21 protein-coding genes and 1 tRNA gene are annotated in these 23,980 nt (G+C 37.1%); 13 read left to right on the top strand and 9 right to left on the bottom strand.

The window, feature by feature from the left end; translation table 11 throughout:
• Positions 1 to 188 precede the first annotated feature (188 nt).
• Both KTO63_RS04110 and KTO63_RS04105 read right to left on the bottom strand, forming a co-directional pair.
• Entirely contained in the window at positions 189 to 1,445 is a 1,257-nt protein-coding gene (locus tag KTO63_RS04110) for a pyridoxal phosphate-dependent aminotransferase (RefSeq protein ID WP_217789878.1), read from the bottom strand.
• A gap of 38 nt (positions 1,446 to 1,483) precedes the next feature.
• Positions 1,484 to 2,584, bottom strand: coding sequence for a Gfo/Idh/MocA family protein (locus KTO63_RS04105; protein WP_232373021.1), 1,101 nt, complete (start codon positions 2,582 to 2,584; stop codon positions 1,484 to 1,486).
• Between the two features lie 117 nt (positions 2,585 to 2,701).
• Here KTO63_RS04105 and KTO63_RS04100 point away from each other — a divergent pair, with 117 nt between their 5' ends.
• Entirely contained in the window at positions 2,702 to 3,313 is a 612-nt protein-coding gene (locus tag KTO63_RS04100) for a phosphatase PAP2 family protein (protein ID WP_217789877.1), read from the top strand.
• A gap of 230 nt (positions 3,314 to 3,543) precedes the next feature.
• Here KTO63_RS04100 and KTO63_RS04095 read toward each other — a convergent pair whose 3' ends face one another.
• Both KTO63_RS04095 and KTO63_RS04090 read right to left on the bottom strand, forming a co-directional pair.
• A complete protein-coding gene (locus tag KTO63_RS04095) occupies positions 3,544 to 4,776 on the bottom strand; it encodes a DNA polymerase III subunit (protein WP_217789876.1) in 1,233 nt (410 codons plus the stop codon).
• A 156-nt stretch (positions 4,777 to 4,932) separates the two neighbouring features.
• Positions 4,933 to 5,541: a DNA-3-methyladenine glycosylase gene (locus tag KTO63_RS04090; protein WP_217789875.1), complete on the bottom strand. Its 609-nt coding sequence runs from the start codon at positions 5,539 to 5,541 to the stop codon at positions 4,933 to 4,935.
• 63 nt (positions 5,542 to 5,604) lie between these two features.
• Between KTO63_RS04090 and KTO63_RS04085 the strand changes: the two genes are divergently transcribed.
• The gene (locus KTO63_RS04085; RefSeq protein ID WP_217789874.1) at positions 5,605 to 6,366 is read left to right on the top strand and encodes an EI24 domain-containing protein; all 762 of its coding nucleotides are present in this window, start codon (positions 5,605 to 5,607) and stop codon (positions 6,364 to 6,366) included.
• A 128-nt stretch (positions 6,367 to 6,494) separates the two neighbouring features.
• Complete coding sequence (locus tag KTO63_RS04080) at positions 6,495 to 7,205, top strand: SAM-dependent methyltransferase (RefSeq protein WP_217789873.1); 711 nt, start codon at positions 6,495 to 6,497, stop codon at positions 7,203 to 7,205.
• Positions 7,206 to 7,409: 204 nt separating this feature from the next.
• Here KTO63_RS04080 and KTO63_RS04075 read toward each other — a convergent pair whose 3' ends face one another.
• The gene (locus KTO63_RS04075; RefSeq protein WP_217789872.1) at positions 7,410 to 7,808 is read right to left on the bottom strand and encodes a hypothetical protein; all 399 of its coding nucleotides are present in this window, start codon (positions 7,806 to 7,808) and stop codon (positions 7,410 to 7,412) included.
• A 239-nt stretch (positions 7,809 to 8,047) separates the two neighbouring features.
• Here KTO63_RS04075 and bshA point away from each other — a divergent pair, with 239 nt between their 5' ends.
• The 5 genes from bshA to KTO63_RS04050 all read left to right on the top strand — a co-directional run bounded on the left by bshA (position 8,048) and on the right by KTO63_RS04050 (position 11,694).
• Entirely contained in the window at positions 8,048 to 9,166 is a 1,119-nt protein-coding gene (gene bshA, locus KTO63_RS04070) for an N-acetyl-alpha-D-glucosaminyl L-malate synthase BshA (RefSeq protein WP_217789871.1), read from the top strand.
• A 146-nt stretch (positions 9,167 to 9,312) separates the two neighbouring features.
• Positions 9,313 to 9,786, top strand: coding sequence for a transcription elongation factor GreA (gene greA / locus KTO63_RS04065; RefSeq protein WP_217789870.1), 474 nt, complete (start codon positions 9,313 to 9,315; stop codon positions 9,784 to 9,786).
• Between the two features lie 298 nt (positions 9,787 to 10,084).
• Positions 10,085 to 11,158, top strand: coding sequence for an NADPH dehydrogenase NamA (gene namA / locus KTO63_RS04060; RefSeq protein WP_217789869.1), 1,074 nt, complete (start codon positions 10,085 to 10,087; stop codon positions 11,156 to 11,158).
• Positions 11,159 to 11,380: 222 nt separating this feature from the next.
• The gene (locus KTO63_RS26510) at positions 11,381 to 11,632 is read left to right on the top strand and encodes a GIY-YIG nuclease family protein (protein ID WP_217789868.1); all 252 of its coding nucleotides are present in this window, start codon (positions 11,381 to 11,383) and stop codon (positions 11,630 to 11,632) included.
• Positions 11,623 to 11,694 (top strand) — tRNA-Arg (locus KTO63_RS04050). The genes KTO63_RS26510 and KTO63_RS04050 overlap by 10 nt, the downstream gene beginning before the upstream one ends.
• Positions 11,695 to 11,855: 161 nt before the next feature.
• Here the strand turns inward: KTO63_RS04050 and KTO63_RS04045 are convergent.
• From KTO63_RS04045 to KTO63_RS04035, 3 genes are all read right to left on the bottom strand, one after another.
• On the bottom strand, positions 11,856 to 12,944 hold the full coding sequence (locus tag KTO63_RS04045) for a hypothetical protein (RefSeq protein WP_217789867.1): 1,089 nt from the start codon (positions 12,942 to 12,944) through the stop codon (positions 11,856 to 11,858).
• A gap of 185 nt (positions 12,945 to 13,129) precedes the next feature.
• On the bottom strand, positions 13,130 to 14,128 hold the full coding sequence (locus tag KTO63_RS04040; protein ID WP_217789866.1) for an agmatine deiminase family protein: 999 nt from the start codon (positions 14,126 to 14,128) through the stop codon (positions 13,130 to 13,132).
• Positions 14,129 to 14,244: 116 nt separating this feature from the next.
• On the bottom strand, positions 14,245 to 15,315 hold the full coding sequence (locus KTO63_RS04035; protein WP_217789865.1) for a hypothetical protein: 1,071 nt from the start codon (positions 15,313 to 15,315) through the stop codon (positions 14,245 to 14,247).
• Positions 15,316 to 15,402: 87 nt separating this feature from the next.
• Here KTO63_RS04035 and KTO63_RS04030 point away from each other — a divergent pair, with 87 nt between their 5' ends.
• The gene (locus KTO63_RS04030; RefSeq protein ID WP_217789864.1) at positions 15,403 to 15,606 is read left to right on the top strand and encodes a helix-turn-helix domain-containing protein; all 204 of its coding nucleotides are present in this window, start codon (positions 15,403 to 15,405) and stop codon (positions 15,604 to 15,606) included.
• A gap of 62 nt (positions 15,607 to 15,668) precedes the next feature.
• Here KTO63_RS04030 and KTO63_RS04025 read toward each other — a convergent pair whose 3' ends face one another.
• Positions 15,669 to 16,937: an SEC-C domain-containing protein gene (locus tag KTO63_RS04025; protein WP_217789863.1), complete on the bottom strand. Its 1,269-nt coding sequence runs from the start codon at positions 16,935 to 16,937 to the stop codon at positions 15,669 to 15,671.
• 615 nt (positions 16,938 to 17,552) lie between these two features.
• On the opposite strand from KTO63_RS04025, the gene KTO63_RS04020 reads away from it, so the two are divergent.
• From KTO63_RS04020 to KTO63_RS04005, 4 genes are read left to right on the top strand one after another with little or no spacing between them, the layout of a single operon-like run.
• Positions 17,553 to 19,859 (top strand): hypothetical protein, encoded by a 2,307-nt coding sequence (locus KTO63_RS04020; protein WP_217789862.1) that lies wholly within the window; start codon positions 17,553 to 17,555, stop codon positions 19,857 to 19,859.
• A complete protein-coding gene (locus KTO63_RS04015; RefSeq protein ID WP_217789861.1) occupies positions 19,856 to 20,050 on the top strand; it encodes a hypothetical protein in 195 nt (64 codons plus the stop codon). Before KTO63_RS04020 ends, KTO63_RS04015 begins: the two co-directional genes overlap by 4 nt.
• The gene (locus tag KTO63_RS04010) at positions 20,040 to 22,145 is read left to right on the top strand and encodes an AAA family ATPase (RefSeq protein ID WP_217789860.1); all 2,106 of its coding nucleotides are present in this window, start codon (positions 20,040 to 20,042) and stop codon (positions 22,143 to 22,145) included. Before KTO63_RS04015 ends, KTO63_RS04010 begins: the two co-directional genes overlap by 11 nt.
• Positions 22,135 to 23,763, top strand: coding sequence for a DndE family protein (locus tag KTO63_RS04005; protein WP_217789859.1), 1,629 nt, complete (start codon positions 22,135 to 22,137; stop codon positions 23,761 to 23,763). The genes KTO63_RS04010 and KTO63_RS04005 overlap by 11 nt, the downstream gene beginning before the upstream one ends.
• The last annotated feature ends 217 nt before the right edge of the window (positions 23,764 to 23,980 follow it).

The following is a 23,980-nucleotide window of genomic DNA, read 5'->3' as shown; positions in this document are numbered from 1 at the left end:
TCCAATTCGGTCATTTTTTTATTTGTCAAAAAGACCAAAGCATTCTCTAGCGGCGCTGAAATCTTAATTAGAAAGAATTAACGATAATAAAACGAGGTTTGGGAAGACGAAAAATAAGAAATGGCTTCCATCGTGGAAGCCACTTCTTCTAGCCTATATCAAAAAATTAAATCTAATTAATATGCAACTTAGTTCAGCTTGCTCAACGCTGCCTCCAATTTTCCAAACATCTCACTTATATCTTCCAGCTTACAAGTTCCAATGCTCAGTCTGTACCAGGGTGAAGTTTTCTCTGCACCAAATGCGTAGAACGGAACCACGGCTAGCTTTGCTTCGCCTAAGATATATTCGGTAACATCGGATTGTGTGGCCAATACTTTTCCGTTAACGCTTTTGCCAACAAGATCCATTTTTATGGTAAGATAAATTGCCGCTTGCGGGGCGATGGCATCTACAGCGTATCCCTTATTTTTTAACGCCACAAAGCCGTCGTGAATCAGATTCAATCTGTTGATCATTTCGTTCTTGAAATGATTAAGATATCTCTCAATCGCGTCTTCTTGTTTCAGGTAAGCGGCGGTTGCCTTTTGTTCTGCCATTGGTGCCCATGCACCCACGTGGCTCAGCAATGCTTTCATTTTAGAAATGATATGTGCCGGCCCAAGTGACCAACCCACACGCACACCGGTAGCGGCAAAGACTTTAGAAATACCATCTACAAAAATGGTATAGTCTTTCATTTTCGGTTGTAGTGTTATTGGATTATAATGTTTCGTTTCGCCGTAAGTAAGCGTCCAGTACATTTGGTCAAACAGCAGATACAGTTTTTTCTCATTCTCGCCTCTGCTTGCATTTTCTTCAATAATCAGCTGGCATATTTTGTCAAGCCCTTCTTTTGGAAGGGTTGTGCCTGTTGGGTTTTGTGGAGTACACAGACAAATCAGTGCCGCGCCTTTTACATGCGGAGCAATGTCTGCCGCTGTAGGCATGAAATTATTTTCAGGCGTTGCTTCCACTACGCAATGCTCTGCCTGGTTGAGGTTGGTGTAGTGATTATTGTTCCAGGAAGGAACAGCGTAAATAACTTTATCGCCTTTGTCTACAAGTATTTTGAAGGTTGTATAAATTAAAGGGCGTCCTCCGCTTGCAATCAAGATTTCGTTGTTGGAATATTGCAGGCCTTCATGTTTTTGCAAAAAAGCCAACACAGATTCGCGCAATTCGAGAATACCATCTGCCGGAGGGTAGTTCGTATAGTGCTTTTGATACGATTCGATGATCAGGGTTTCCAGCTCCTTTGGAATCGGGAAAATAGAAGGATCAAAATCGCCAATGGTATAATTGTAGATCTTTTCTCCTTTGCGAATACGATCGTTGATTTCATTGCCCAATCTCACAATCTCAGAACCTATCAGTCCTTCTGCGAGAACGCTTAACTTGCTCATGTTAGGGAGTTTAATTTGCGCGCAAAGTTAATTCATCGCTACAACATTACTTTTTTTCCTGTTTTAGCCGATTCTGTAGCCGCTTCGAGTATACGAACCACAATGATGTTGTTTTCGAGAGAAGACAGATCATTGCCGGGATTTGTTTTGCCGGAGAGGACATCGCTTAAGTAGGGAATATTGTCCTGGTAAGTGGCCTGTTTTACCGAAACATCTTCATATTTGTCTTTCATGCGTTGCTGCAAATTGTTGCCATTGAGCGCATGCAAATAGCCGTTTACGCCAAACACTTCGAAATCCTTAATGCTGAACGGCCAGTTCCATGAGGCTTCTATGATACCGGTCGCATTTTGGTATTCCAATAGAATGGTAGCATCGTCGTCCACTTTTGGGTAAACATTTGGTTTGATGTGGTGAACAATCGCCGTTACAGAAATTGGTTTCTCGCCTTTCATCAGCCATGTCATTAAATTTGCGCCATAACAACCAAAGTCTCTGCTGGCACCACCTCCGTTTTTAATGGGGTCTGTTAGCCATGATAGAAACGCGGCACTGCAGCCGATTTCTTTAGGTCCCTGGTGTCCATCATGTACAATCATTTTTCTTACATCTCCAATGGTATTTGCATCTACCATTTCCTTTATCTGCTGGTTGGTATTGTACCAGGTGGTTTCATAATTTGTGAGCACTTGTACTTTATACTTCTTCGCGAGCTCTTCTATGCGCAGTGCATCTTTTAACGTAGTTGCCAATGGCTTTTCTACCATTACCGGAATACCTTTAGGGGCGCAATTTTCCACAACAGCTAAATGTTCTGAAATAGCGTTGTAAGCAAGCACAGCATCTGGTTTTACATGCTTTAAAAGTTCTGGCAATGATTTATAGAAAATAGAATCAGGAAGAGCATATTGTTTTTTGTATTTATTAACAAGTTGTGCGTCGCTTTCTGCAATGCCCAAAATGACAACCTGGTTTTTCTTGTACTGGTTCATCAAATTGTGAATGTGATCGTGGGAAAGCCCGGCTACGCCTACGCGTAGTGGTTGCTGGGCCTGTAAACGGCTTGAGTAAAAGAAGCAAGTCAAAAGAATGTTTAGGACAAACATTTTTTGCATGAAATGCGTATGAAAAGCTTTCATCGTTAAAATTGTTTTGGGTAAATTTATTTTTCAAAAGATATGAAAAATCCCGGCGGAAAATTTATTTATATTCACGTCTTATAACCCTAAATCATAAACCCTATAATCCTTGAACGCATGATGTTTGATGCAGAAACCCTTAAAGTAAAGTACGACAAGTACACAGATGAAGAATTATTCGAACTCCACTCAGCTATTAATGACTATTCCGAAGAAGCAAAAGAAGCGTTTGATTTTATAGTTGCAAAAAAAGGTGGTCTGGAAGAACTGCAATCAAGAATTAAAAGCAAGCAAATAATCAAGAAAGAAATCGAAAGGGTAAGAAATGAAGTGACAAAAGCCTATGTGCCTGGCGGCGAAATTTTGCTAAGAGAAACTATTACTTCGGATATTTTGAACAGCGAGGAGCTTGAACAGGCAATCGATGTTCGCCAAGATGAATTGACACGTGAGGAGATAGACAAAAAGATAACGTCCAGAACTGTGATTGGCAGTGTTATAGGCGGTCTTGCAGCTAGTACTGTTAGCGGAACACTTTGGGGCATATTTCTGATACAAACGCATCGAATTTTATTTGTAATGATATTCGGAATTGCTGCGTTATGCTATGGAATTATTAAACTTTCAACGAGGCAATCCAAGCAGAATAAAATGGTAGTCATTTCAACCGCGGTGTCTGTTGCACTTGCGCTTCTGATAGGCTGGTTAATATTTGGAGCGTTTGGATAGTTAGCTTGCCGTTCATACCAGACGCCAATCTTTACCACTAAGGCACTAAGTACACTAAGCTTCACTAAGTTTTTTTAACCAGGGAGTGCGCAAAGAAGCGGGCAGCGAAAGAAATAGTAATTCCCAAAGACGCAAAGGAAACGAAGGAATGCTTAAAAAAACTCCTTTGTTCCCTTTGCGCCAAACTTTGTGTCCTTTGCGGTAAAAAAAATTGTCGCATATTTTGAACCCTAATTCACCTGCATCGTCACTTTGTCCTTAATAATGTGGTAAAGCTTTATTGACAATGCATGGAAAAGCATTTTTGCGTTTGCGTTACGTTCAATGTAGTATGCTGCTTTGTCAAGCTCTTCTACAATTGCCTGCTGCTGCGCAACATCAGTTAGCTTATTAAAGCGCTCCGCAAAATCTTTTTCATTTTGTGCCAATGAAAAGCCGTTGATAGCGCTTCCCATATATTTCAATCGAATGCTTTGTTCCAGCAAATGCGTGAAGTAGCGGAGAAACTGTTTTTGTTTTTCGCGACCTTGTTTGCTCACTTCTTCGATCCATTTTACCTGTGCGGCAGGGCCATTCTTCAGCAAGGCATTTAACCATTCTCGCAAAAGATCGTTCCAGTCTTCGTCAGAATGTTGAAGCATTTGCAAAGCTTCGCGATAGTTGCCCTCGCTGATGCCTGCAATTTGTTGTGCCTGTGCCGGAGCAACTTTAGATTTTTCCGTGAGCGATTTCTCGATGTCCGCCGGTTCCAGCATCGGAATTTTTACAAGCTGGGTGCGGGATAAAATGGTTTGTAAAATCAAAGATTCATTTTCTGCTACCAAAATAAAAAGTGTATTGGCAGGTGGCTCTTCGATCAACTTCAGCAGCTTGTTTCCTTCATTTCCCAAATATTCCGGCATCCACAACACAAGCACTTTGTACTCGCTTTCAAAACTTTTCAGGTTCAGTTTGCGAATGATCTCGTTACACTCATAAGCTGTGATGTTACCCTGTTTATTCTCTGCGCCGATAAATTGTAACCAGTCGTACGCATTACCGTAAGGGAATTTTTGTATAAACTCGCGCCATTCTGTTATATAATCAGTGCTCACGGGCTTGTCGCCGCTTTTACGGGGAATAACGGGATAAGAAAAATGTATATCCGGATGTGTATATGTATTTGCTTTTGAAAAGCCTTCCTGTTTTTGCATCCATGCGTCGATGGTTGCGGGGGTAAAATGTTCCGGCTCTGTTTCCGTAGGTTCAGGGTCACCAAACAAAGAAACGGTAGCTTCCTTAGTTTTCTTCGCAGCAATGCCATTCTTAATGCTTATATAATTGGCAAATGCCAGCGCCAAAGGCAACGCACCACTTCCTTCCTTTCCCAAAAACAACAGCGCATGGCTAAGGCGATTATTCGCCACCATATCAATCAGGTGCTGCTTTGTTTCCTGCTGTCCGATAACGTCGTTGAATTGCATGGACGCAAGGTAGGAAATTTGAAAATTTGAAAATGTGCTAATTTGAAAATGGAGGGCGCAGCAGCAAAGCAATATTTCGGGCAGCACTATATGTCAATTGAAATAATGAAGAACCTCACACCAAAAGCATTTTCAAATCTTCAAATCTTCAAATTTTCAAATTTGTTTCTTCCCGCTGACGTACCCGTTATTTCGAAGGTAAAATCTATAGGGTAATGCTGCGTCTTCTGCGGCGTAGTCTACGCCGATGCGTGGGGAGGCTATGATGTTTTTGGTTGGAATTTTGACGCCGTCGTCGGCAATGTAGATGTCCTTTCCAAATAAAGTGTTGCCGGTGTGGTGCGTGGCAATGCCCAGGGCTTTGGAAACATTTCCGGGACCGCGACCTATTGAAAAATCGAGCTTTGTTTTTTTCATGCGTTCGAGCATTGTATCTATTCCTTCTAGTGGCTCTACGGCGCGGATTAAAACGGCATGAGGAACATCTTTGATATTCGTTACCACGTTAAAAAGATGGTGTATGCCGTAACACAAATACACATATGCATTGCCGCCTTCGCCGAACATTATCTCAGTGCGCTTTGTGCGGCGGTTGTTGTAGGCGTGCGAAGCTTTGTCTACTGCGCCGTTGTATGCTTCGGTTTCCACAATGCGTCCTGAAGTGATCACGCCATCGAAATTTGTCACCAAAACCTTCCCGATCAACTGCTTTGCAATTTTCACCACATCTTCCCGTTCATAAAACGCTTTGTCAAGTTTTTGCATATGTAATTTTTTGTACAGTATGGCTTCAAAGTAATAAATTTATGCACTTTAAAACTCAGGCCATTGTTAAAGGAAATTGTTACTGCAATAGAATCGTACTTCAGGGCGCATCAGTTCATTAAGCGGCACAAGTTGTGGAAATGGATCTTAATTCCGGGATTGCTGTATATGATCTTGTTTATTGTGGGTATGATCCTGTTCATCGATTCCTCCAATACAGCGGTGAATTACTTGAGCCGCGTTATAGGTGTTGAACGCTGGCTACAAAAACAATCCAATGCGCTTCTGAGTTTTCTGTTTGTGATGGGGCAAATAATGATCAGGCTCCTCTTATTGTTCTTCTATTTTTCTCTATTTAAATATTTGTTTCTCATTATTGGTTCACCGGTGTTTGCTTACTTAAGTGAAAAAACAGAAGCGATTCTTGAGGGGCGCGATTTTCCATTTAGTTTCAAACAACTTTTAAAAGATATTCTTCGTGGCATACGACTGGCTTTAAGAAATGCGCTTTGGCAAACGGTTTACGTTGTGTCATTGTTGATTCTTTCTTTTGTACCTGTTGTAGGTTGGATCGTACCGGTGATTTCTGTTTTTATTGAATGTTACTACTATGGTTTCTCAATGCTTGATTACAGTTGCGAGCGACACAAAATGTCGCCTTCTGCAAGTATTGAATTTATTGGCAAACACAAGGGTCTGGCTATTGGAAACGGTTTGGTATTCTATGTAATGCATGCTGTTCCGTTCTTGGGTTGGGTGCTGGCTCCCGCATATGCAGTAATTGCAGCCACCTTAAGTTTGTATTATCAAAATAAAGAAGTGTAATACCGATTGGTCAAACAATATAGACCAATTTCGACTGCGTCTTATTGTTCTATTTGTTAGATCCATCGGCATTATAAGGATTTAAAATTTATTTTTACGGTTTATAATAAATTTTAAATCCTTATATAATGGCAAGTCTTGCGATAGGAAAGGTTTATCTCATACCCACATATCTAGATGAAGAAAATGTAGCGGTTATTCCTGCTTACATTTTAGAGGCTGTGAAAGAGTGCCGTGTGTTTTTTGTAGAAAACGAAAGAACTGCACGCCGTTATTTGAAGATGTTGTGGAAAGAAATGATCATCGATAATTATGAATGGCATACGATACACAAAGCTGAGGATGAGGTAAAGGATAAATTTAGAAAAGCAATACAAAGCGGTGCTACCATTGGCATTATAAGCGAAGCGGGTTGTCCTGGCGTTGCCGATCCGGGGCAAATATTGGTGGGTGTGGCGCATGAAATGTTTGCCGAAGTAAAGCCTCTTGTGGGACCGAGCTCTATTTTATTGGCATTAATGGCGAGCGGCATGAACGGTCAGCTATTTCAATTCAACGGTTATTTACCAATAGACAACGGGGCGAGAATAAAAGCATTAAAAGACCTGGAAGCAGATTCTATTAAAAGACAATGTACACAAATCTTTATCGAAACACCTTACAGAAACAACCAGCTTATAGAAACGATCTTAAAAACCTGTAAGCCTTCCACCAAACTCTGCATTGCCGTTGACATCACCGGCAAAAACGAAAGCATTCAAACAAAATCTATTGCCGCATGGCAAAAAAATAAACCGGACATTCATAAACGCCCGGCGATATTTTTGATTAGTTGTTAGTTTATAGTTGTTCGATGTTAGCTCTGCAAGGCTTGTAGCCTTGCAGCATTACTCTGTTGCTTCTGGCAACATTTTTTTAAATCGCCAAAGGCGATAGAATAGAACAGCAAGGCTATAAGCCTTGCAGAGCGGGGCTGAGTGTTTGATTTTCTAAGACCACGTTGTCATTCGAACACTCAGTTATTCAATTATTCAGTTATTCAGCTACTGTATCCCTCCCGTTCTTCCCGGCTGCACGTCTTGAATTTTCATAATGCTATCGACGATAAATTCACTGTTGCCTCTCCATGGCAAGGAACCGAGGTATTCTTTATAGTGTAGTTCAAAAAATTTGCCGCTATTGTTCATGATTTGTGCCGCCACTCTTTCGTTGGCAACAGAAAAATCAAACTCATTGGATTGTAGGTTGCCGGGAGCCGCCGAGCGGAAGCCTGTTTGAATGAGCCTGCCTTCGTATGTCTTAAAGATGTAGCCTTTCTTCACGAAGAAATTCAGCTCGCCCGCCTTAGTACCTTCCCCAAAAACGAAATAATATCTCCAGAAGAAAAAGATACCCAATCCCAGAACGATTGTTATGATGAGAATGTTTACAAATTTTCGCATAAAATTCTATTAATCAGTGTGAAAGATACTCGAGTTAAGTTAAAAGGCAAAATTCGAAAATCAAAATCTTCAGTTGCTAAACTGCTTCTAAAGCATATGGTTCACAAAATTGGATATTCTTTTTACTTCTTAATTTTTACTTTTTACTTATTCGATTGTTGATTAATAATTGTTTAAAAATGGCTCAATTGAAAATTGAATAACTTCGCAATCTTTTATCTTAATAAATATAAATTGTTATGCGAATTGGAATAGTATGCTACCCCACCTTTGGCGGTAGTGGAGTACTCGCGACGGAATTAGGAAAAGCATTGGCAAATAAGAATCACCAGGTCCACTTTATAACTTATCAGCAGCCCGTTCGTCTTAATGAATTCAATGCAAATATTTTCTATCACGAGGTACATGTGCCCACATATCCGTTATTTGATTATCCCCCTTATGAAACAGCTTTGAGCAGCGCGATGGTAGATGTTGCCATAAATCACCAGCTCGACCTGTTGCATGTGCATTACGCCATTCCGCACGCGTCTGCGGCATATATGGCTAAAAAGATTCTCGAAAAAGAAGGCATCAAAATACCTGTGATCACCACGCTTCACGGTACAGATATAACATTGGTTGGCCGTGACAAGACCTACGCTCCGGTCGTTACATTCTCCATGAATGAAAGTGATGCCATTACTGCGGTTTCTCAAAACCTGAAAGATGAAACCTTTAAATTTTTCAAAATTGAGAAGGACATAGAAGTCATTCACAACTTCGTAGATGTTAGCCGTTTCCGTAAAAAACCGATCGACGCCTTCAAAAAAGTGATCGCCCCGAATAATGAAAGGATCGTTTTACATGCTTCAAACTTTAGAAAAGTAAAGCGTATAGCAGACGTTGTAAATGTATTTGCAGAAATACGTAAAGAACTGCCGGCAAAGTTGCTTTTTGTAGGGGATGGCCCGGAAAGGCCAATGGCAGAAGAAATGTGCCGTAAGCTCGATCTGTATAGCGATATCCGTTTTGTAGGTAAACAGGAGCAAATGGAAGAGATTCTGGCAGTGTCGGATCTGTTTCTGCTAACCTCCGAGTATGAAAGCTTTGGTTTGGCCGCGCTGGAAGCAATGGCAGCAGGCGTTCCCGTTATCAGCACCAATGCTGGTGGCATACCGGAAATTCAGTTGCAGGGCAAAACAGGCTACATGAGCAATGTAGGTGATGTAAAAGAAATGAGCGAACACGCGATTCACATTTTAAAGGAAGATGCTGTTCTACAAGAGTTTAAAAAACGGGCTGCAAAACACGCCGCCACCTTCGATATCCACAACATCGTTCCGCAGTATGAAGAGCTGTATAACAGGTTTTTATAAAAAAATTGTAAATCTTTTTTGGCGGAAATAAAACTTACTTTTTGAACAAAATTTAATTATCTTCGTAGTACTTAAAAGGCAACGCTTTCACTAATGTTGAAAGCGTTGCCCTTTTTTTCATTCCTGTCTAAAACAAGGAGGGTTTTATGTCTGATGTAATTTATGTAAGTAAAGAAACGCTGGAGCAAATGAAGATCGATTTGCACCACATGAAAACGGTAGAAAGACCTGCCGCTTCAAAAGCTATTGCTGAAGCTCGTGAAAAAGGTGATTTACGTGAAAATGCAGAATACGATGCGGCCAAAGAGGCTCAAGGGATGCTGGAGGCGAAGATCAAAAAGTTTGAAAGTGATCTTGCTATTGCCAGAATCCTGGATGCTGACGCGATCGATACCAGCAAAGTTTCCATATTGACCAAAGTAACAGTTACCAATATAAAAACTAAAAAATCAGTTACTTATCAAATAGTATCTGAGAAGGAAGCTGATCTTAAATCCGGCAAAATTTCCGTGGGTTCTCCTATCGGACAGGGATTGCTTGGCAAAAAGAAAGGTGAAGTTGCAGAAGTGCAGGCGCCTGCAGGTGTCATTCAATTCAAGATTGAAAGCATATCAGCTTAAACTTGCCTTAAATTGTTTGAAAAGCCCCGGAATTTCCGGGGTTTTTTTATTGGCACACGGATGACACGGATTAGACGGATTTACACAGATTTGTTGCTAAGAACTAAATATCTGAGTAACAGAATAACTGAATGGGCTTCACATTAAACTAACCAAAACAATAATTCGTGAGTTCAGAAAGAATCCGTGTAAATCCGTCCAATCCGTGTCATCCGTGTGCCATTCCCCGCACCCGCCCATTTTCAACTTTCAATTTTCAATTGCCTTTTAGTTACCTTGTATTATAAACAAAGAGGAAATGGCAAAATTATTTGAAACACTCACCATTAAAGAGGTTACGTTTAGAAACAGAATTGTTGTGTCGCCCATGTGCGAATATTCTTCCGTTGACGGTTTTGCAAATGACTGGCACCTTGTGCACTTGGGGAGCCGTGCTGTCGGAGGCGCCGGGCTGATCATTACAGAAGCCACAGCCGTTAATCCCGAGGGGCGCATTTCACCCGATGATCTCGGCATCTGGAAAGATGAACATATAGAAAAGCTGGAGCAGATAGTAGAATTCATTCATGAGCATGGCGCAGTGGCAGGCATTCAACTGGCGCATGCAGGAAGAAAGGCAAGTTCGCTTTCGCCATGGAAGGGCGCCACACAAATACGAGTGAAAGACGGCGGCTGGCAAACCGTCGCGCCTTCTGAAATTCCTTTCCAGGAGCATTATGAAAAACCGAAAGCACTAACTGTTGACGAAATAAAAAAACTCGCTATAGATTTTAAGGAAGCGGCAAAAAGAGCCGTGAAAGCTGGCTTTAAAGTAATTGAAATACATGCCGCACATGGCTATTTGATTCATGAATTTTTATCGCCATTATCCAATCACCGCTCAGATGAATATGGCGGCAGCTTTGAAAACAGGATAAGATTTTTACTGGAAATAATAGAAGCCATTCACACAGAGTGGCCCAAAAGCAATCCCTTGTTTGTTCGCATTTCCGGAAGCGATTGGGTAGACGGCGGCTGGAACATTGAAGAAAGCGTGAAGCTTGCCGCAATGCTTAAAGCCGAAGGTGTTGATTTGATCGACACGTCCTCCGGCGGCTTGTCACATGAGCAAAAAATTCCTTTATCACCCGGTTACCAGGTTCCCTTCGCAGAAAAAATAAAGGAAGAAACCGGCATTTTAACCGGAGCCGTCGGTCTCATCACCACAGCGGAGCATGCCGAAAGTATTTTACAAAATGGCCAGGCAGACGTGATCGTAATGGCGAGAGAACTTCTTCGTGATCCTTACTTTCCGCTTCATGCCGCGCAAACATTGGGAGTTGATATTCCGTGGCCGTCGCAGTATGAAAGAGCGAAGCCGAGGAAGAAGTAAAAAGTCAAAAGTGAAAAGTCAAAAAATGGAACGTTGGTTTGCAGTCTTGTTTTTGACTTTTTAATTTTTACTTTTTACTTTGAATCTCTGATATTTGCAAAGATTTTGAATTTCAGCAATTGAAGTTTCAATCTGGTCCCGTAGTTCAATGGATACCCGCCCGCCTGAACGGCGTTCGGGCGGGGAATAGGAGTTTCCTAAACTCTAGATACAAGTTCGATTATGTACTTTGCATATGTTATTCAATGCATCAATTTTCCAGATTATTTTTATAAAGGACATTGTGAAAATTTAGAAGTTCGTTTAAAACAACATAATTCATTAAAAACAAAATCAAATAAGCACTATGCTCCTTTTAGAATTGTGTATTTTGAACCGTTCGACACAAGAGATCAAGCAATTTTAAAAGAGAAATATTGGAAAACTGGTGCAGGTAGAAGATATTTGCAAAAAATTTTAATAACGGTCCCGTAGTTCAATGGATAGAATAGGAGTTTCCTAAACTCTAGATACAAGTTCGATTCTTGTCGGGACTACAAATTTTCGAAATTTTCCGCGCGAATGGCCCCTTGTGGGTCATTTTTGTTTCTGGTTGTCCGTTGAGTTGTCCCATAGTTTTTAAAGAAAAATCGAAAATTTGTATTTCGATTTTTTTGCCCTTTTTATTTAAAAAAATAACTGTCATGTCCTTAAGCCTCTAAATGATAATTTTTCTGGGATCAAATTGAGTCTCTCTCCTATTAGCCAAATACAGCCAAGACATTGAATTTGAGCGGAAAATTTTTCTTCTTTCTGCTTTTTGCTTGTAACCCGTATTTATCAATGCACCTACACCTATAGAACTCAAAGATGAAGCAAGATCTGTTAGCCCTGCAACCTGAGTAGTCAAAGCCCCAACAGTTGCTAAAACGGCCACCCCTACCTCTTTTGAAAAAAGTAGTTGTTTTTTTGTCAAATTCAACTCCTCTCGCAAATCTTGTAAATCGCTTTCCATATCTTTTTGAAATTGCCTTTCAATCTCTTTGAAATCTGATTTCTTGTTAAATTTCGAAAGCTCTCTAATATACCCATCTACTTTTGATAGATAATTCATTCGAAACTTCCTATAGTCTGGTGACGATGAGTTTAACTCTCTTTTTCTCATGGCCACTAGGCTTTTAATAGAAATGCCATCAGTATTAATAACCTTTATGGATAAGGTAACAAGCCTTTCGTAGGCAGGTGCAACTTGACTTATATCCATATGCTTTATATATTGCCCTCCAAGTTGATTAGTGCTATATTTTTGTAACCAAGCGTAGGCATCTGTTCTATCGGTGATTTTTCTTTTCGTCTCACCAGCGCAGGAATCAGCTAACAATGACATCATTATTAGTCCAAAGTAAGGAGAAGAAGAATAATCAGAATTTCTTCGGTCAAATTTTGCTAAGACCTTTCTTTCAAGTAGTTCCCAAGTTTCTTGACTAAATTTATCTGGATAGAAAGTGTATAATTGAGGATTTTTTATATTCTTCATCACGTCTAAAAAGAACCATTCTGGAAGCCCTTCCTCAACCAATGATTTTATTTTGTTGTGGGCTACTTTTCTTTCACTTTGAGTTGGAAAATGCGGCCTCGCAATCAAATCTATAGCTTCGTTAAATACCTTTGATTCAAACCGCTCGTGAGTCCAATTATTAGAAGGAGTGATATATTCTACTTGATCCCATAGCAATAAAGAACTTTTTATTAAGTTTTTATCAGCAATCTTAGTATGCGGATAATACAATGCGGATGTTGTAAGCATTAAAAGGGGGTTGTTTGTGAATGAATTCCACTGGTTCACTTCTCAAATTAATAAAATTTGTCAAAATGTAAGTTCTCAAGTACTACAGTCTTTAATTTTCTACCAGCAACTTTTTACGAATCACTGGAGATCCGCATTAGTCCAGCGGAAATTTAAAAATTTCCTTTTAAAAAATTCTCAGATTCTCAAAATGCATAGCTAATGCAGTGTAATGAACCACCTTTTTTTGATAGTTGGTCACAGTTAATGCCAACTACTTCAAACCCTTGGTTTTCCAATATTTCTTTATTTATTGAATTGTAATATTTGGTTTCCCTTTGAGTTGGCAAAGTATACTCTGGCAAAATAATAGTGTTGTTAAGCCTTAGAAAATTCAGGTAATTACCCCTTGCAGTTGAGAAACAGGCTTTTTTATTTTTCAAATAACAATTACAGGCAACCGCTTCATCTATTGGCCTGTCGTGAATTTCAAACACCTCAATTTTTTCTTCTTCCAGCACTGCTCTTATTTTATACAAAAGTTCAATATCCTGTTTCAAAAAAGGTAATGAAGGGTAATTTGAAATACATGCTTTGTTGTTGGTCGTAAAAGAAAGTAATGAATCTAAGTGCCCAACACTGTCATTTAAACTTCTTGGGAGAATGATTGCCTGTAAGCCTGTAAAATCTTTTATAATGGCAGTAATCTCACTTTTGGACAACTCCCTGTTATCTACAACCACCTTATCAGTCAAAAAAGCAATGCTGCCGTTATTTACAAAATTGCCGCCATCCAATCGCAATGGCAGGTTTATTATTTTTTCTGAAATACATTCTTTAATGATGATCTTTGAGAGCTTATTTATTTTATAATAATAATTATAAAAACCAGGTTCTGCCATTTCGCAATAGTTCGGATGGTAGTAGGGTTTAATTATTTCGTTTTCTCTTTTCAATCCAATACAATCACGCAACCAGATTTCATCCCATCCTTTAATACCTAACGGATTGATCTTTTTGTAATAAAATTTTTGTTTGAGCTTTTCGATCGAGGATTGATTATTACATATAACCCATAGCTGGATTGAATTAGGAATTATATCTATTAGGCTATCATAAAACGCAGTAAGTGATTCATACTCGTTGTAAAACTTTTCTGGATAAGCCAATAAAAGATTATTAACTTTTGAATAGTCTGTTTGCATTATTTGTAATGTGGGAATAATGCAAAGGTACGAACCCCTTCGTTGAAGAGGTTCGAAAAGTCTTTTCCTTCATTGAATGTAAATCAATGCCAAACCTATGATTAAATAAAATTCAATTACTTCTTAATGTATTTAGAATTCAATTCTACTTCCTCAATGTTACAAAAGTCGCCATCATAGCCTATTTCTTCATTTTGCTTATTGACAATTCTAACAGATCCGAACAAAATGAAATTATCACCTTCCTTTGTTATTATTTCATCTCCTTCTCCGTTTGGACCAACAATAGTTTTAATTACGCGCCAGTATTTTATTGGGACATCGTTTTTTATCAAATAAATATTTTTGTCTGTAAAGATGAAATAGCTTGAGCTTTCAATATTAGTTCCATCTGAAGCAGAGTTTACTTTAAATCCAGAAATTCCCTTCTCTTTAATATTAATTCGAATGGCGTCAGTATTGAGAATTGGGTCGGGAAGTGGCTCTGTGAGAACTTTTTTTGAAGCATCAAAATCAGTTGTTTGTCTAATCGATTCAGTTACTTTTTCTTCAGGCGAGCTATAATCAATGGTCTTAGTCTGTGTGATTGATTCTTGCTTTTTATTACGATTATCTGCCCACAAAATCAACCAAGTCCCTATTAGACCGACAACTAAAAGAACAATAATCCAACTCTTATATGCATTACGATTCCTTCTAAACGTTTTATCAAATTCCACTTGATACTCCAAGGATGTTTGAGATTGGTCCAATAACCCTAATCTGTGTAGGTATTCATTCTTTTGTTGTTCATACATTTCATCCGTGAGAATTCCATCTACGTGAAGCTTTTTAATTCTCTCCAAATTCTGATAAATCATTTCTTTGGTCTCGGTTGGTATAGAGGGGTAGTTATTATCATAAGCTTCAGTCAAAATTTTTGAGTTATAATCTTTAACTGCTGAGACTGCCCAAAGAAAGCAAAGAATATAAGACAAAAAAGTCCAAAGAACTCCGAGCATATTAAATGCGAAATCATGGCTTGACCAAGCCTTCCCAAATAAACTAAGTACTAATATCGGCGCAGCTAAGGTCATTGTTAATCCGCCGGCAATTGTAGAATAGAACATTCCGAGTGGTCCAAACAATATGACTAATAAAATTGCAATCCCCTTGCTTTTCGGTTGTTTCGTGATTAGGTAGTTCATAAAGCAAAATAACGCATATATGCGTCTATTTAGATTAAACAAAAAGCCCATTTTGGGCTAGTGATAAATGTTAAAAATAAGGCTCTTATGAAAGCCTTAGGCAAACGTATAAAAGACCTTCGTAATGTCCAAGGATTTTCTCAGGAAGACCTGGCTTACGAGGCTGATATTCCGTTGTCACAAGTTGGTAGAATTGAAAGGGGGGAAATTAACCCTACAATTTCCACACTCGCCGCCATTGCTACTGCATTACGCGTCGAATTAAAAGAAATTTTTAATTTTAAATATTAAAAAGATATCGCAGTGCCATTTTCTAGGAAACGTAATCATCCTTTTTAGTCTAGCATTTCCTGTTAGCTTTTCTTCGCTAACTTTGTAAATTCTTCTGGAGGAATACAGCATTCAATTACTTTTTTGCCGCTGCCACAAAAACAAGGGTCATCCGCACTTAGATAGGATTCCTTTATGATAAATTCTGTTTCCTCTCCTTCCTGCATTTCTATTTTCTCCCCCTTCATTGCCCCCTCAAGCTCATCCATTTTTCTTCTCATCATTTCCATTTCTTTGTCAGACAGGTTTCTTTTTAGATTACTTTCTTTAGGATAATCAAAGTATTCCTTCCACAGCTGATAAGTCAAAGATTCCTCAATTAAAGGCGGTTCGTTTTTAAACTTTTTCCTTACCTCAACCCCTTTCTCTTCAAAATAGTTATTAATTAATATCATGTCCTTTTTAAATTCTTCTCCAGTAACAAATTTTTGATCTGGTCTAAGTAGTAAGGGAACTAGGTTTTTATGAAATTTGTCATTTGATGTAAAGACGTTGCAAAACGGTAAGTAATATAAATACTCACAATCCACACGGTTTGTTGGTCGGGTTGTTACCAAATCATTGGTTAATCCAAATAAAAACAAATTATCAACCTTTAAACAGTGATAAGTATATGGGCAAAAATCTTTTAATAATGCTTGCCCTTCACTATGCCACCTTGAGAAAATCTTAACTGCTACGTCAGCCGGCACCTCATAAATATCAATTGCGGATTTCAACAGTTCTTGCTGAATCTCTGGTGATTGAAGTACTTTATCCACAAGTTCACTAAGCTCAGCAAAGTTTTTAATTGTTACTTTTCCATTAGTCGACACCAAAGCATCTTTTAGTTTGGTCAACAAATCTTCTTGAGTAGTGGCTGACCTCCACAACTCTGAAAGTTCGTGATCAGCTACACTAAAATCACCTTCTCGCCATTTGTAAATGGATTGCTCCTCTTTTGAAATACTCAAAACTTGTCCCTTCATGCCACTTTCTGACTTTACGGTTTTTTCAACATTCACATTAGGACGACCATCTAATGATGGATGATTTCCCATTAAGTCTGTTACAATAAGATCTTTATAATGAGTGTTTACAATAGTATCTACTGGAAATAATTTTCTTGCAAAATCTGTTACTCGGGTAGACGAAGGGTTTTTTCCTTCTTTTGCTTCTTTTTTTAAATCCCCCAACACTTCCATTGTCAACACAGGGCTAATATTATGTTTGTAATAGCTACTTACATACAACAGTTCTTGATAACTGAGCATTTGAAATGTTGATTTATCTATGATTATTGTGATATTCATAATTGCTTACCGTTTTGTTGATAGAAACTTTATACGAGTCAGTGCTTCATCAATCTTTGAGATAGAGTCAGAAGATATATCTTTTTCAGTCACAGAGTAAAAAATTGTCAGAATTGCCGTTGATTTTAAGCAAATGAAAAGGCTCCAAATTTCCGAAAGTCTAAAAATCCTTTCGAGCGAACGTGTTAGTTCAAGGATTTACGAAAATTTGGAGGCTCTGCATTCCACAATTTTCTGATACTGTACAAATTCTTCAAATTCTGAAAAATCCTAATTTTCTTATATCTTTTTGCTTTTGAGTTTACTGATTAATTAGTAAGTTCACCTCAACCACCTAAACCTTTGTCTGTGACTTAGGTGGCGAAGCATTGCCACAATCGCCAAAAAATAATCAATATTTTCAAGAAGTCACCAATTAGAACATTAATCGGTCTATATAACGGGGAAGTCGCGTTTGACACAAAACTACTACAGACCAAATCCCCAAAATGCAACTTTTAACATTTGCCTGCCCTCTTAATGTTTAGGGAGCTTAGGACTTAGGAAATTCGGAGATTTTCCCCTTTTCCCTTTCTTCGACTTCTTAAAGTGCAACTGTAAATAATTTTCTTTAAAATGATGCCATATAGCGTAGAAGATATATCGTTGGAGGATTTAGAAAAGGCTGGCTGGATTTCAGTAAAAGCCATTCATGTATGTAAGAATAATGATATAAATGGATTAAAAGACATAATATCATTTTACCGCAAAAAAGGCTCTTTCAAATATTTAAGAAAATGTGGCACAAAAATAGAAAAGGAACTTTCAGAAATATGCAAGAACTCAGGCAATCAATCAGTAGATGGTACAATAGAAGAAATAAAAAGAAGGAATGAAGTAAAAAAACTGATTAAGCAACTTACAAAAGATGAAATTCATGCAACCAATAAACATATAGAGCATTTACTTCTAGGGCTTTCTGTTAGAGCAAGAAATGGTTTGCAAAGTTTATTTGCTGAAACGCCCAGCGCAATTGAACTAGCTGAAATAATTTATTCCCCTACTTTTAACTTTCGAACAGTTAGAAATATAGGCGCAAAAACAATAGTAGAGCTAGATAACTTCACAGACGCTCTTTCTCATTTCATAATGAATGTTCGACTTCGAGACTGCAACAACAATATCGTTGAAAATTCACAACCTACAATAACGGACTTAGATGAACGGCTTACAAGCAGTGTTAGTATTAATGATTTCAATCCTTTTAAAAAAGCAATACTAAACCGCCATATTAAATTTCTTTTTTCAAATCTCAAAGTAAGAGCAAGGAACGGAATAACACAGTTCTTGGGAGAAGACTTTACCAGTAAGGAACTTATTGATACCATCTATTCTTACTATTTCGATTTTCAAGACATTAGAAATATCGGAAGTAAAACTGTTTCAGAACTTAATAACTTTAAAGCTGACATTACTTCGTTCATTGGGACATTAAGATTTATTGAAGACGACCTTTTAAGCAGAGAATACACAAAACTAATTATTAAGACAACCTTTACCAATCTTCCAAAAAATTTCTACGAGCAGTTTGAAACCGTCTTTGACAATGCAGGGAAAATAAAACTTTTCAAATTAATTTATTTCCTAATCGAAAATGGTCAAATATTCAACCCTAAAGAACGGGAAATCTTTTACTTTCAATATTCAGACGGTGCAGCTAAATCAATTGAGCAAATTGGAATAGAAGTAGATCTAACTAAGGAAAGACTAAGACAGTTAAGAATCATTATTGAATACGAAGTACATGATTATTTTCGTTTCGTTTTAACATTCAATCCGCAGTATTTTGTTAGTTATGATATTTCAGCGGATGCTTATTTTACAGTAATAGATAAAAATTTTATTAAAAAAATCAACGTTGCGGAGCATGTAAATTTCAACATTAAATTTTACAGTGCAATCTTGGGATTGTTAATGGAAAAATCTCATAGTGTTCTTGGAGCTAACATAAAAAATCCCGAAAAAGGAAACTATTCAAATACCATTTCTTACAAAAATTGCTACTTAATTGAGAAAACTCTTTTTAATTCTTTCAATTTTGAAACATTCACAAATGACATAAGTTCACACTTATCTAGCCGTATTACAGAAACTTACGCTTTACATTTCGAAGGATATCTGCTTCAGTTTATTTCGCCCGATGGCAAAAAGCATTTTTCAAGCATAAAGCAAATTTGTGACACCATTTTATACAATGAATTTGATCTGGTTGTAAGCAACGAAGGATATGTCATATTTGAAAGAAACGTAAGAAAAACACTCCCAGAATATACTTTTGAAATATTGGAAGAGTTGGGAGAAATGACAAAAGTCGAGGACATTTTAAAAGCAATTAGAGAAAAGTATGCGGACCTTGATATAAACGAACAGTCAATTCGGTCTACACTTCAAAGAGAAAAAAACTTATTTATATACATTGGTAGAACCAGTACATATGGATTAAAGAAATGGGAACTAGAAGATAAATTCGTGAAGGGAGGAACTATAAGAGATATTGCAGAGGAATATCTTGCAAAATATGATAAGCCGCAACATGCTTACGACATTGTAAATTATGTGAAGCAATTCCGTGACACATCAGCTACAAATATCCTTAGTAACATTCAAGCAGAAGATAAAAACAGGTTCGTCTTCTTTGAAGGTGGATACATAGGGCTTAAAAACAAATATTATGCGCCATCGGATACTGTTTTCAAGAGAGTCGCAGGAACATTTTTTCGAATAGAAATATTGAAAAAATTCAATGATTGGAATTATGCTGATGTTGTTGCCCATTACGTAAATCTCTATGGCTATACTCCGGTGCAGGTAATTAGTGTACTTGAAAATAGAATACAAACAGGCGAAATTATTCTTAATGAAAATAACACAATAACAGTATGAGTAGAATTGACAAAATTAAACATATCCACGCGGAAGAACTTGAAAAAGAGTGTAGAAAAAACCAGGTTAGTTTTATCTCGGTTGAAAATCTTTTAGAAGCAGAAAAAACAAAAAAGCTTTTAAAAAGAAATGCTCTTATTCAACAAACTATAGATAAAGAAATCGAAAACTCAATCGAAAATGAAAATTGACAAAATAATACTGACAAACTTTCGGCAATATTATGGTGAGAACGTTATTAACTTGATGACTACCAAAGAGAAAAACATTGTTTTACTAGGAGGGAAAACTGGTTATGGCAAAACAAATTTTTTGTTATCTCTTGTTTGGTGCTTATACGGAGAAGATATTGCAAAGATTGACGAAGGGTTTAAAAGAGAAATTCAGAAAGATGGTAGCTATCCAAAATTTTTGAAAAGTTCTCTTAATTGGGATATTGTAAGAGAGGGGAAAAGCAAATTCTCTGTTGAAATTTTTATCAGTGATTTAGAATTGCCTGAAACAAGAGAAAACGAATCGGGAAATAATTATAAGTGTAGAATAAAAAGAGAGTTTAATATTAATTCTCCAGGCGATGACACTTTTGATATTAAAATCGATGGCATTAAAAATTCAATGTTTCAAACACTTGACGATAAAATAAACTTTGTTAATGACTATCTTATTCCCTTGGAAGCTGCGAAGTTTGTCTTTTTTGATGCAGAAAAAATTGCAAGCTGGGCTGAACTATCTACGAAGGAGGAGGGCAGTGTTCTTAATGATGCCCTAGGAAAATTATTGGGGCTTGATGTGTATGAAGGATTAATAAATGATCTGAATATTTATACTGATGGATTAAGAAAAGAAAGTGCAACGGCGCAAGTAAGACAAACGATTATAACGACAGAAAAGGGTATTGAGCTTAATATAGAAAAAATAGAACACTTAGAAAGCGAAATACTTATTAACGAATCTGACACAGCAAAAATAAAATCAGAGATTGTAAAATATGAAGCCTTCTTAGTTCAATATAGTAATAGATCGTTCAACACTTCAAGCTTAGATGAACTTTACAAACAGAGAGATGAATTGAGAAAAAAGGAAAAAGACTTGGAAAATAAGTTCAATGAATTAAGTGAAATCATTCCATTTGTACTTGCAGCAGGAAAATTAGAGGAAGTAAATGAACATATTAAATTACAAGACGAAGAATCATATCTAGTCGAAAAACAAAATGAGTTAATTGAAAAAAATAGTGAGTTCATAGAGAAGCTATTTAATAATCCTCCATTTCCAACTGATGGCGATATTTCGTTTTCTAAAAAAATTTTTTATGCCGATAAAGCTAAAAGGATAGTAGAAGATGTTTTTGGAAAAATTGAAAAGACAAATGAGTTGGAATTTGAGCATGATCTTAGTAAGTCTGAAAAGGATTTGATAGTGGAGACATTCAATCATATTCAAAAACAATCGAAGGATATTTTTGAACAGACAATTGATAATTTCAACAGAGTGAAAAATGATATTACTGAAATAGAAAAAGTAATAAAAAATATAGAATCTGATCTTGAAGATGAGGAAATAATTGAATACACTACTAACAAGAAAGAAGCAGAAAGGAAAATTGAAAAGCTAATTGAAGAAAAGGGTTCTTTTCAAAACCAAAAAGAAAATTTGAAAAGAGAAAATGAAAAACTAAACCAATCATTGCAGGTATTACTCAAAAGAATTAGTGTTTCAGAACAAAAGAAAAAGAAACTTGATAAAGCCAATCTATACATTAGAGCTTTGGAAGATTTTGTAAGTGCGCAGAAGAAAAGTAAATGTTCAGCTTTGGAACAAACCACTTTCAACGAAATGAATCAGCTAATGCATAAACTTAGAGACGGTAGCAATGGAAAATTCATCGCTGCTATTAAAGCTGAAGCATTGCCAAATAATGATGGGCTAAAAATATCCTTATTTGACAGCGATGGGAATATTACACCTAAGGAAAGTCTTAGTATGGGCGAAAAACAGATTTATATTTCCTCATTAGTTAAAGCCATATTAAGTTTAGCCGTGCAGGATTTTCCTATATTTATTGACACTCCTTTGGGAAGATTGGACCACGAGCATATCAATAACTTTCTGTTAAGTTATTATCCAAATCTTGCAAATCAGGTTGTGCTTATGGCAACAAATAATGAAATTCCACCTTCTAGATTTAAGCTTGTGAGAGGTTTTGTTGCTAATGCCTATTTACTCGAAAGCAGTAAGAACCAAACAAAAATTAAACAAGGTTATTTTCAAAGCTATGAGAATTAGAATAAGCAAAAGAAATTCGGAAATCATCGACCATCTTACACTATTATACAATTTTAAGTTTGATGGAATTATCGCAAGGATTGCATTTACCTACAGTTTACAATTGAATAGGAAGTTTAATATCCTTGAAGATGTGCAAATTAGTTCAGACGGAAGAGATTGGCGCGATGAAAGAGCATTATTTGGACATTCTGCTGATGAAAAATCTTACTTTGTTATCTACAAAGCTCTTCTTGACCAACATTACAACAAAACCTTAACAGAGGAGGAGTTTATCAAGCTTTTCAAAAGACATTTAGATTTCGGGTTAGAGAAAATTTATGGGGATATTGAAGATAAAAATATTACAAGTGGTTCGCACATATCCCATTTAATGAAGCTAGTTAAGAATGGCCTAGAATTAATATCTGCAAGCAATCCATTTATACAAAACTCCGCTACTACCAAGGAGTTTAATTCCTACAAGGAACTTGTATCAATAGTCGTAGGTAAAGATGAGTTACAGAATGAAATCAGACTTCGCATTAATGACTTGAACGAATTCGATAGCTGCAATATCGCCATCGCAGGTATGGTGGGTTCTGGCAAAACCGAATTGGTAAAGGATTTACTATATCAAATTTCAGTTCAAACAAAAAATGAATTAAAATTTATTTTCTTTGACTATAAAGGTGAAGGAAGCCCAGACAGATTAAAATCATTCTTCGAATTGACAGGCAGCAAGATGGTAGATTTAAGAAAAACACCTTTTGAATTAAACCCATTAAGTTTCATAAACCTAGAGGATGAGAGAGCAAGAAGTTTCAATATTAAATCATTTGTAGATTTTGTTTGTACGATTGCGACACAGTTAGGTCCAAATCAGAAACATATTTTGCAGACAATTGTCACCGACTGCTTCGAACGTCAAAATAACCTTCGGTCCTTAACGTCAGAGAATAATTCAAATGCACACCCAACATTGAATACAGTTTTAGAAGCACTAGATACTTATAATCAAAATAATCAAAGAAATCCTGATTCGCTTGATGCAATCATTTCTGATTTGGCGACAAGTATCTTTCAATCACAACCAGGTGCATTAGACAAAAAAATTTATGAGCAAAGTCTTTACATAAACTTACCGCTTGAATTATCAGACACCTTGCGACAGCTCTGCGTCTTCTTAACATTAAAATATTTACTTGCCGAATTCAGTTCAACGAATGACACTGAACCTACAAAAGACAGGATTAAACCATTACGATACGTAATAGTAATCGACGAAGCTCACGTATATTTAAAGAATAAAAATGCCAGTAAAGCATTAGAAGATATACTTCGCGTGTTAAGGTCCAAAGGAGTGGTTATTATAATGCTAACACAGGGCGTAGAAGATTACAAAACAAAAAATTTCGATTTCGCTTCGCAGATTAAAATACCTCTTTGTTTAAATATCAATAACAAAGATTACAAGCTTATTGAATCCTTTGTTGGAACTCCGAGAAGCAAACAAAAACTACAGGAGGTTATTGGTAAACTTGAATCTCAAAAAGCAATTATTAATTTAATTGAACCTCAGATTATAAAGATTAATCAGTTCTGGCAGACGATAAAGGTGAAAGGCGAAAACCCGTAAATGTCTCAATAAAAAATCTACATGCTATGGTGAGTTCAAGTCTTCCCAAATCATAACTTTTTAACGGTGCGCCGCACCAAATAATAGTTGCCACTACGGGCGATATTGGCGCACATAGTGGCATAATTAAAAAAGGGCAGCACCTTCGCCGCCCTTTTTAATCTGTCACTATATGAACCTATAGTTGCCTCCATTGAATGACCCGAAAATTCAAAAC

It is taken from the genome of Pinibacter aurantiacus, from assembly GCF_019130065.1.
GTDB lineage: Bacteria > Bacteroidota > Bacteroidia > Chitinophagales > Chitinophagaceae > Pinibacter > Pinibacter aurantiacus.
This window is presented reverse-complemented; position numbering and strand designations above follow the sequence as displayed.

Excerpts from the sequence above, each read along its gene's own strand:
- KTO63_RS04110 (WP_217789878.1), bottom strand. The coding sequence starts at position 1,445 with ATGAGCAAGTTAAGCGTTCTCGCAGAAGGACTGATAGGTTCTGAGATT.
- KTO63_RS04105 (WP_232373021.1), bottom strand. The coding sequence starts at position 2,584 with ATGAAAGCTTTTCATACGCATTTCATGCAAAAAATGTTTGTCCTAAAC.
- KTO63_RS04100 (WP_217789877.1), top strand. The coding sequence starts at position 2,702 with ATGATGTTTGATGCAGAAACCCTTAAAGTAAAGTACGACAAGTACACA.
- KTO63_RS04095 (WP_217789876.1), bottom strand. The coding sequence starts at position 4,776 with ATGCAATTCAACGACGTTATCGGACAGCAGGAAACAAAGCAGCACCTG.
- KTO63_RS04090 (WP_217789875.1), bottom strand. The coding sequence starts at position 5,541 with ATGCAAAAACTTGACAAAGCGTTTTATGAACGGGAAGATGTGGTGAAA.
- KTO63_RS04080 (WP_217789873.1), top strand. The coding sequence starts at position 6,495 with ATGGCAAGTCTTGCGATAGGAAAGGTTTATCTCATACCCACATATCTA.
- KTO63_RS04075 (WP_217789872.1), bottom strand. The coding sequence starts at position 7,808 with ATGCGAAAATTTGTAAACATTCTCATCATAACAATCGTTCTGGGATTG.
- bshA (WP_217789871.1), top strand. The coding sequence starts at position 8,048 with ATGCGAATTGGAATAGTATGCTACCCCACCTTTGGCGGTAGTGGAGTA.
- greA (WP_217789870.1), top strand. The coding sequence starts at position 9,313 with ATGTCTGATGTAATTTATGTAAGTAAAGAAACGCTGGAGCAAATGAAG.
- namA (WP_217789869.1), top strand. The coding sequence starts at position 10,085 with ATGGCAAAATTATTTGAAACACTCACCATTAAAGAGGTTACGTTTAGA.
- KTO63_RS26510 (WP_217789868.1), top strand. The coding sequence starts at position 11,381 with ATGTACTTTGCATATGTTATTCAATGCATCAATTTTCCAGATTATTTT.
- KTO63_RS04045 (WP_217789867.1), bottom strand. The coding sequence starts at position 12,944 with ATGCTTACAACATCCGCATTGTATTATCCGCATACTAAGATTGCTGAT.
- KTO63_RS04040 (WP_217789866.1), bottom strand. The coding sequence starts at position 14,128 with ATGCAAACAGACTATTCAAAAGTTAATAATCTTTTATTGGCTTATCCA.
- KTO63_RS04035 (WP_217789865.1), bottom strand. The coding sequence starts at position 15,315 with ATGAACTACCTAATCACGAAACAACCGAAAAGCAAGGGGATTGCAATT.
- KTO63_RS04030 (WP_217789864.1), top strand. The coding sequence starts at position 15,403 with ATGAAAGCCTTAGGCAAACGTATAAAAGACCTTCGTAATGTCCAAGGA.
- KTO63_RS04025 (WP_217789863.1), bottom strand. The coding sequence starts at position 16,937 with ATGAATATCACAATAATCATAGATAAATCAACATTTCAAATGCTCAGT.
- KTO63_RS04020 (WP_217789862.1), top strand. The coding sequence starts at position 17,553 with ATGATGCCATATAGCGTAGAAGATATATCGTTGGAGGATTTAGAAAAG.
- KTO63_RS04015 (WP_217789861.1), top strand. The coding sequence starts at position 19,856 with ATGAGTAGAATTGACAAAATTAAACATATCCACGCGGAAGAACTTGAA.
- KTO63_RS04010 (WP_217789860.1), top strand. The coding sequence starts at position 20,040 with ATGAAAATTGACAAAATAATACTGACAAACTTTCGGCAATATTATGGT.
- KTO63_RS04005 (WP_217789859.1), top strand. The coding sequence starts at position 22,135 with ATGAGAATTAGAATAAGCAAAAGAAATTCGGAAATCATCGACCATCTT.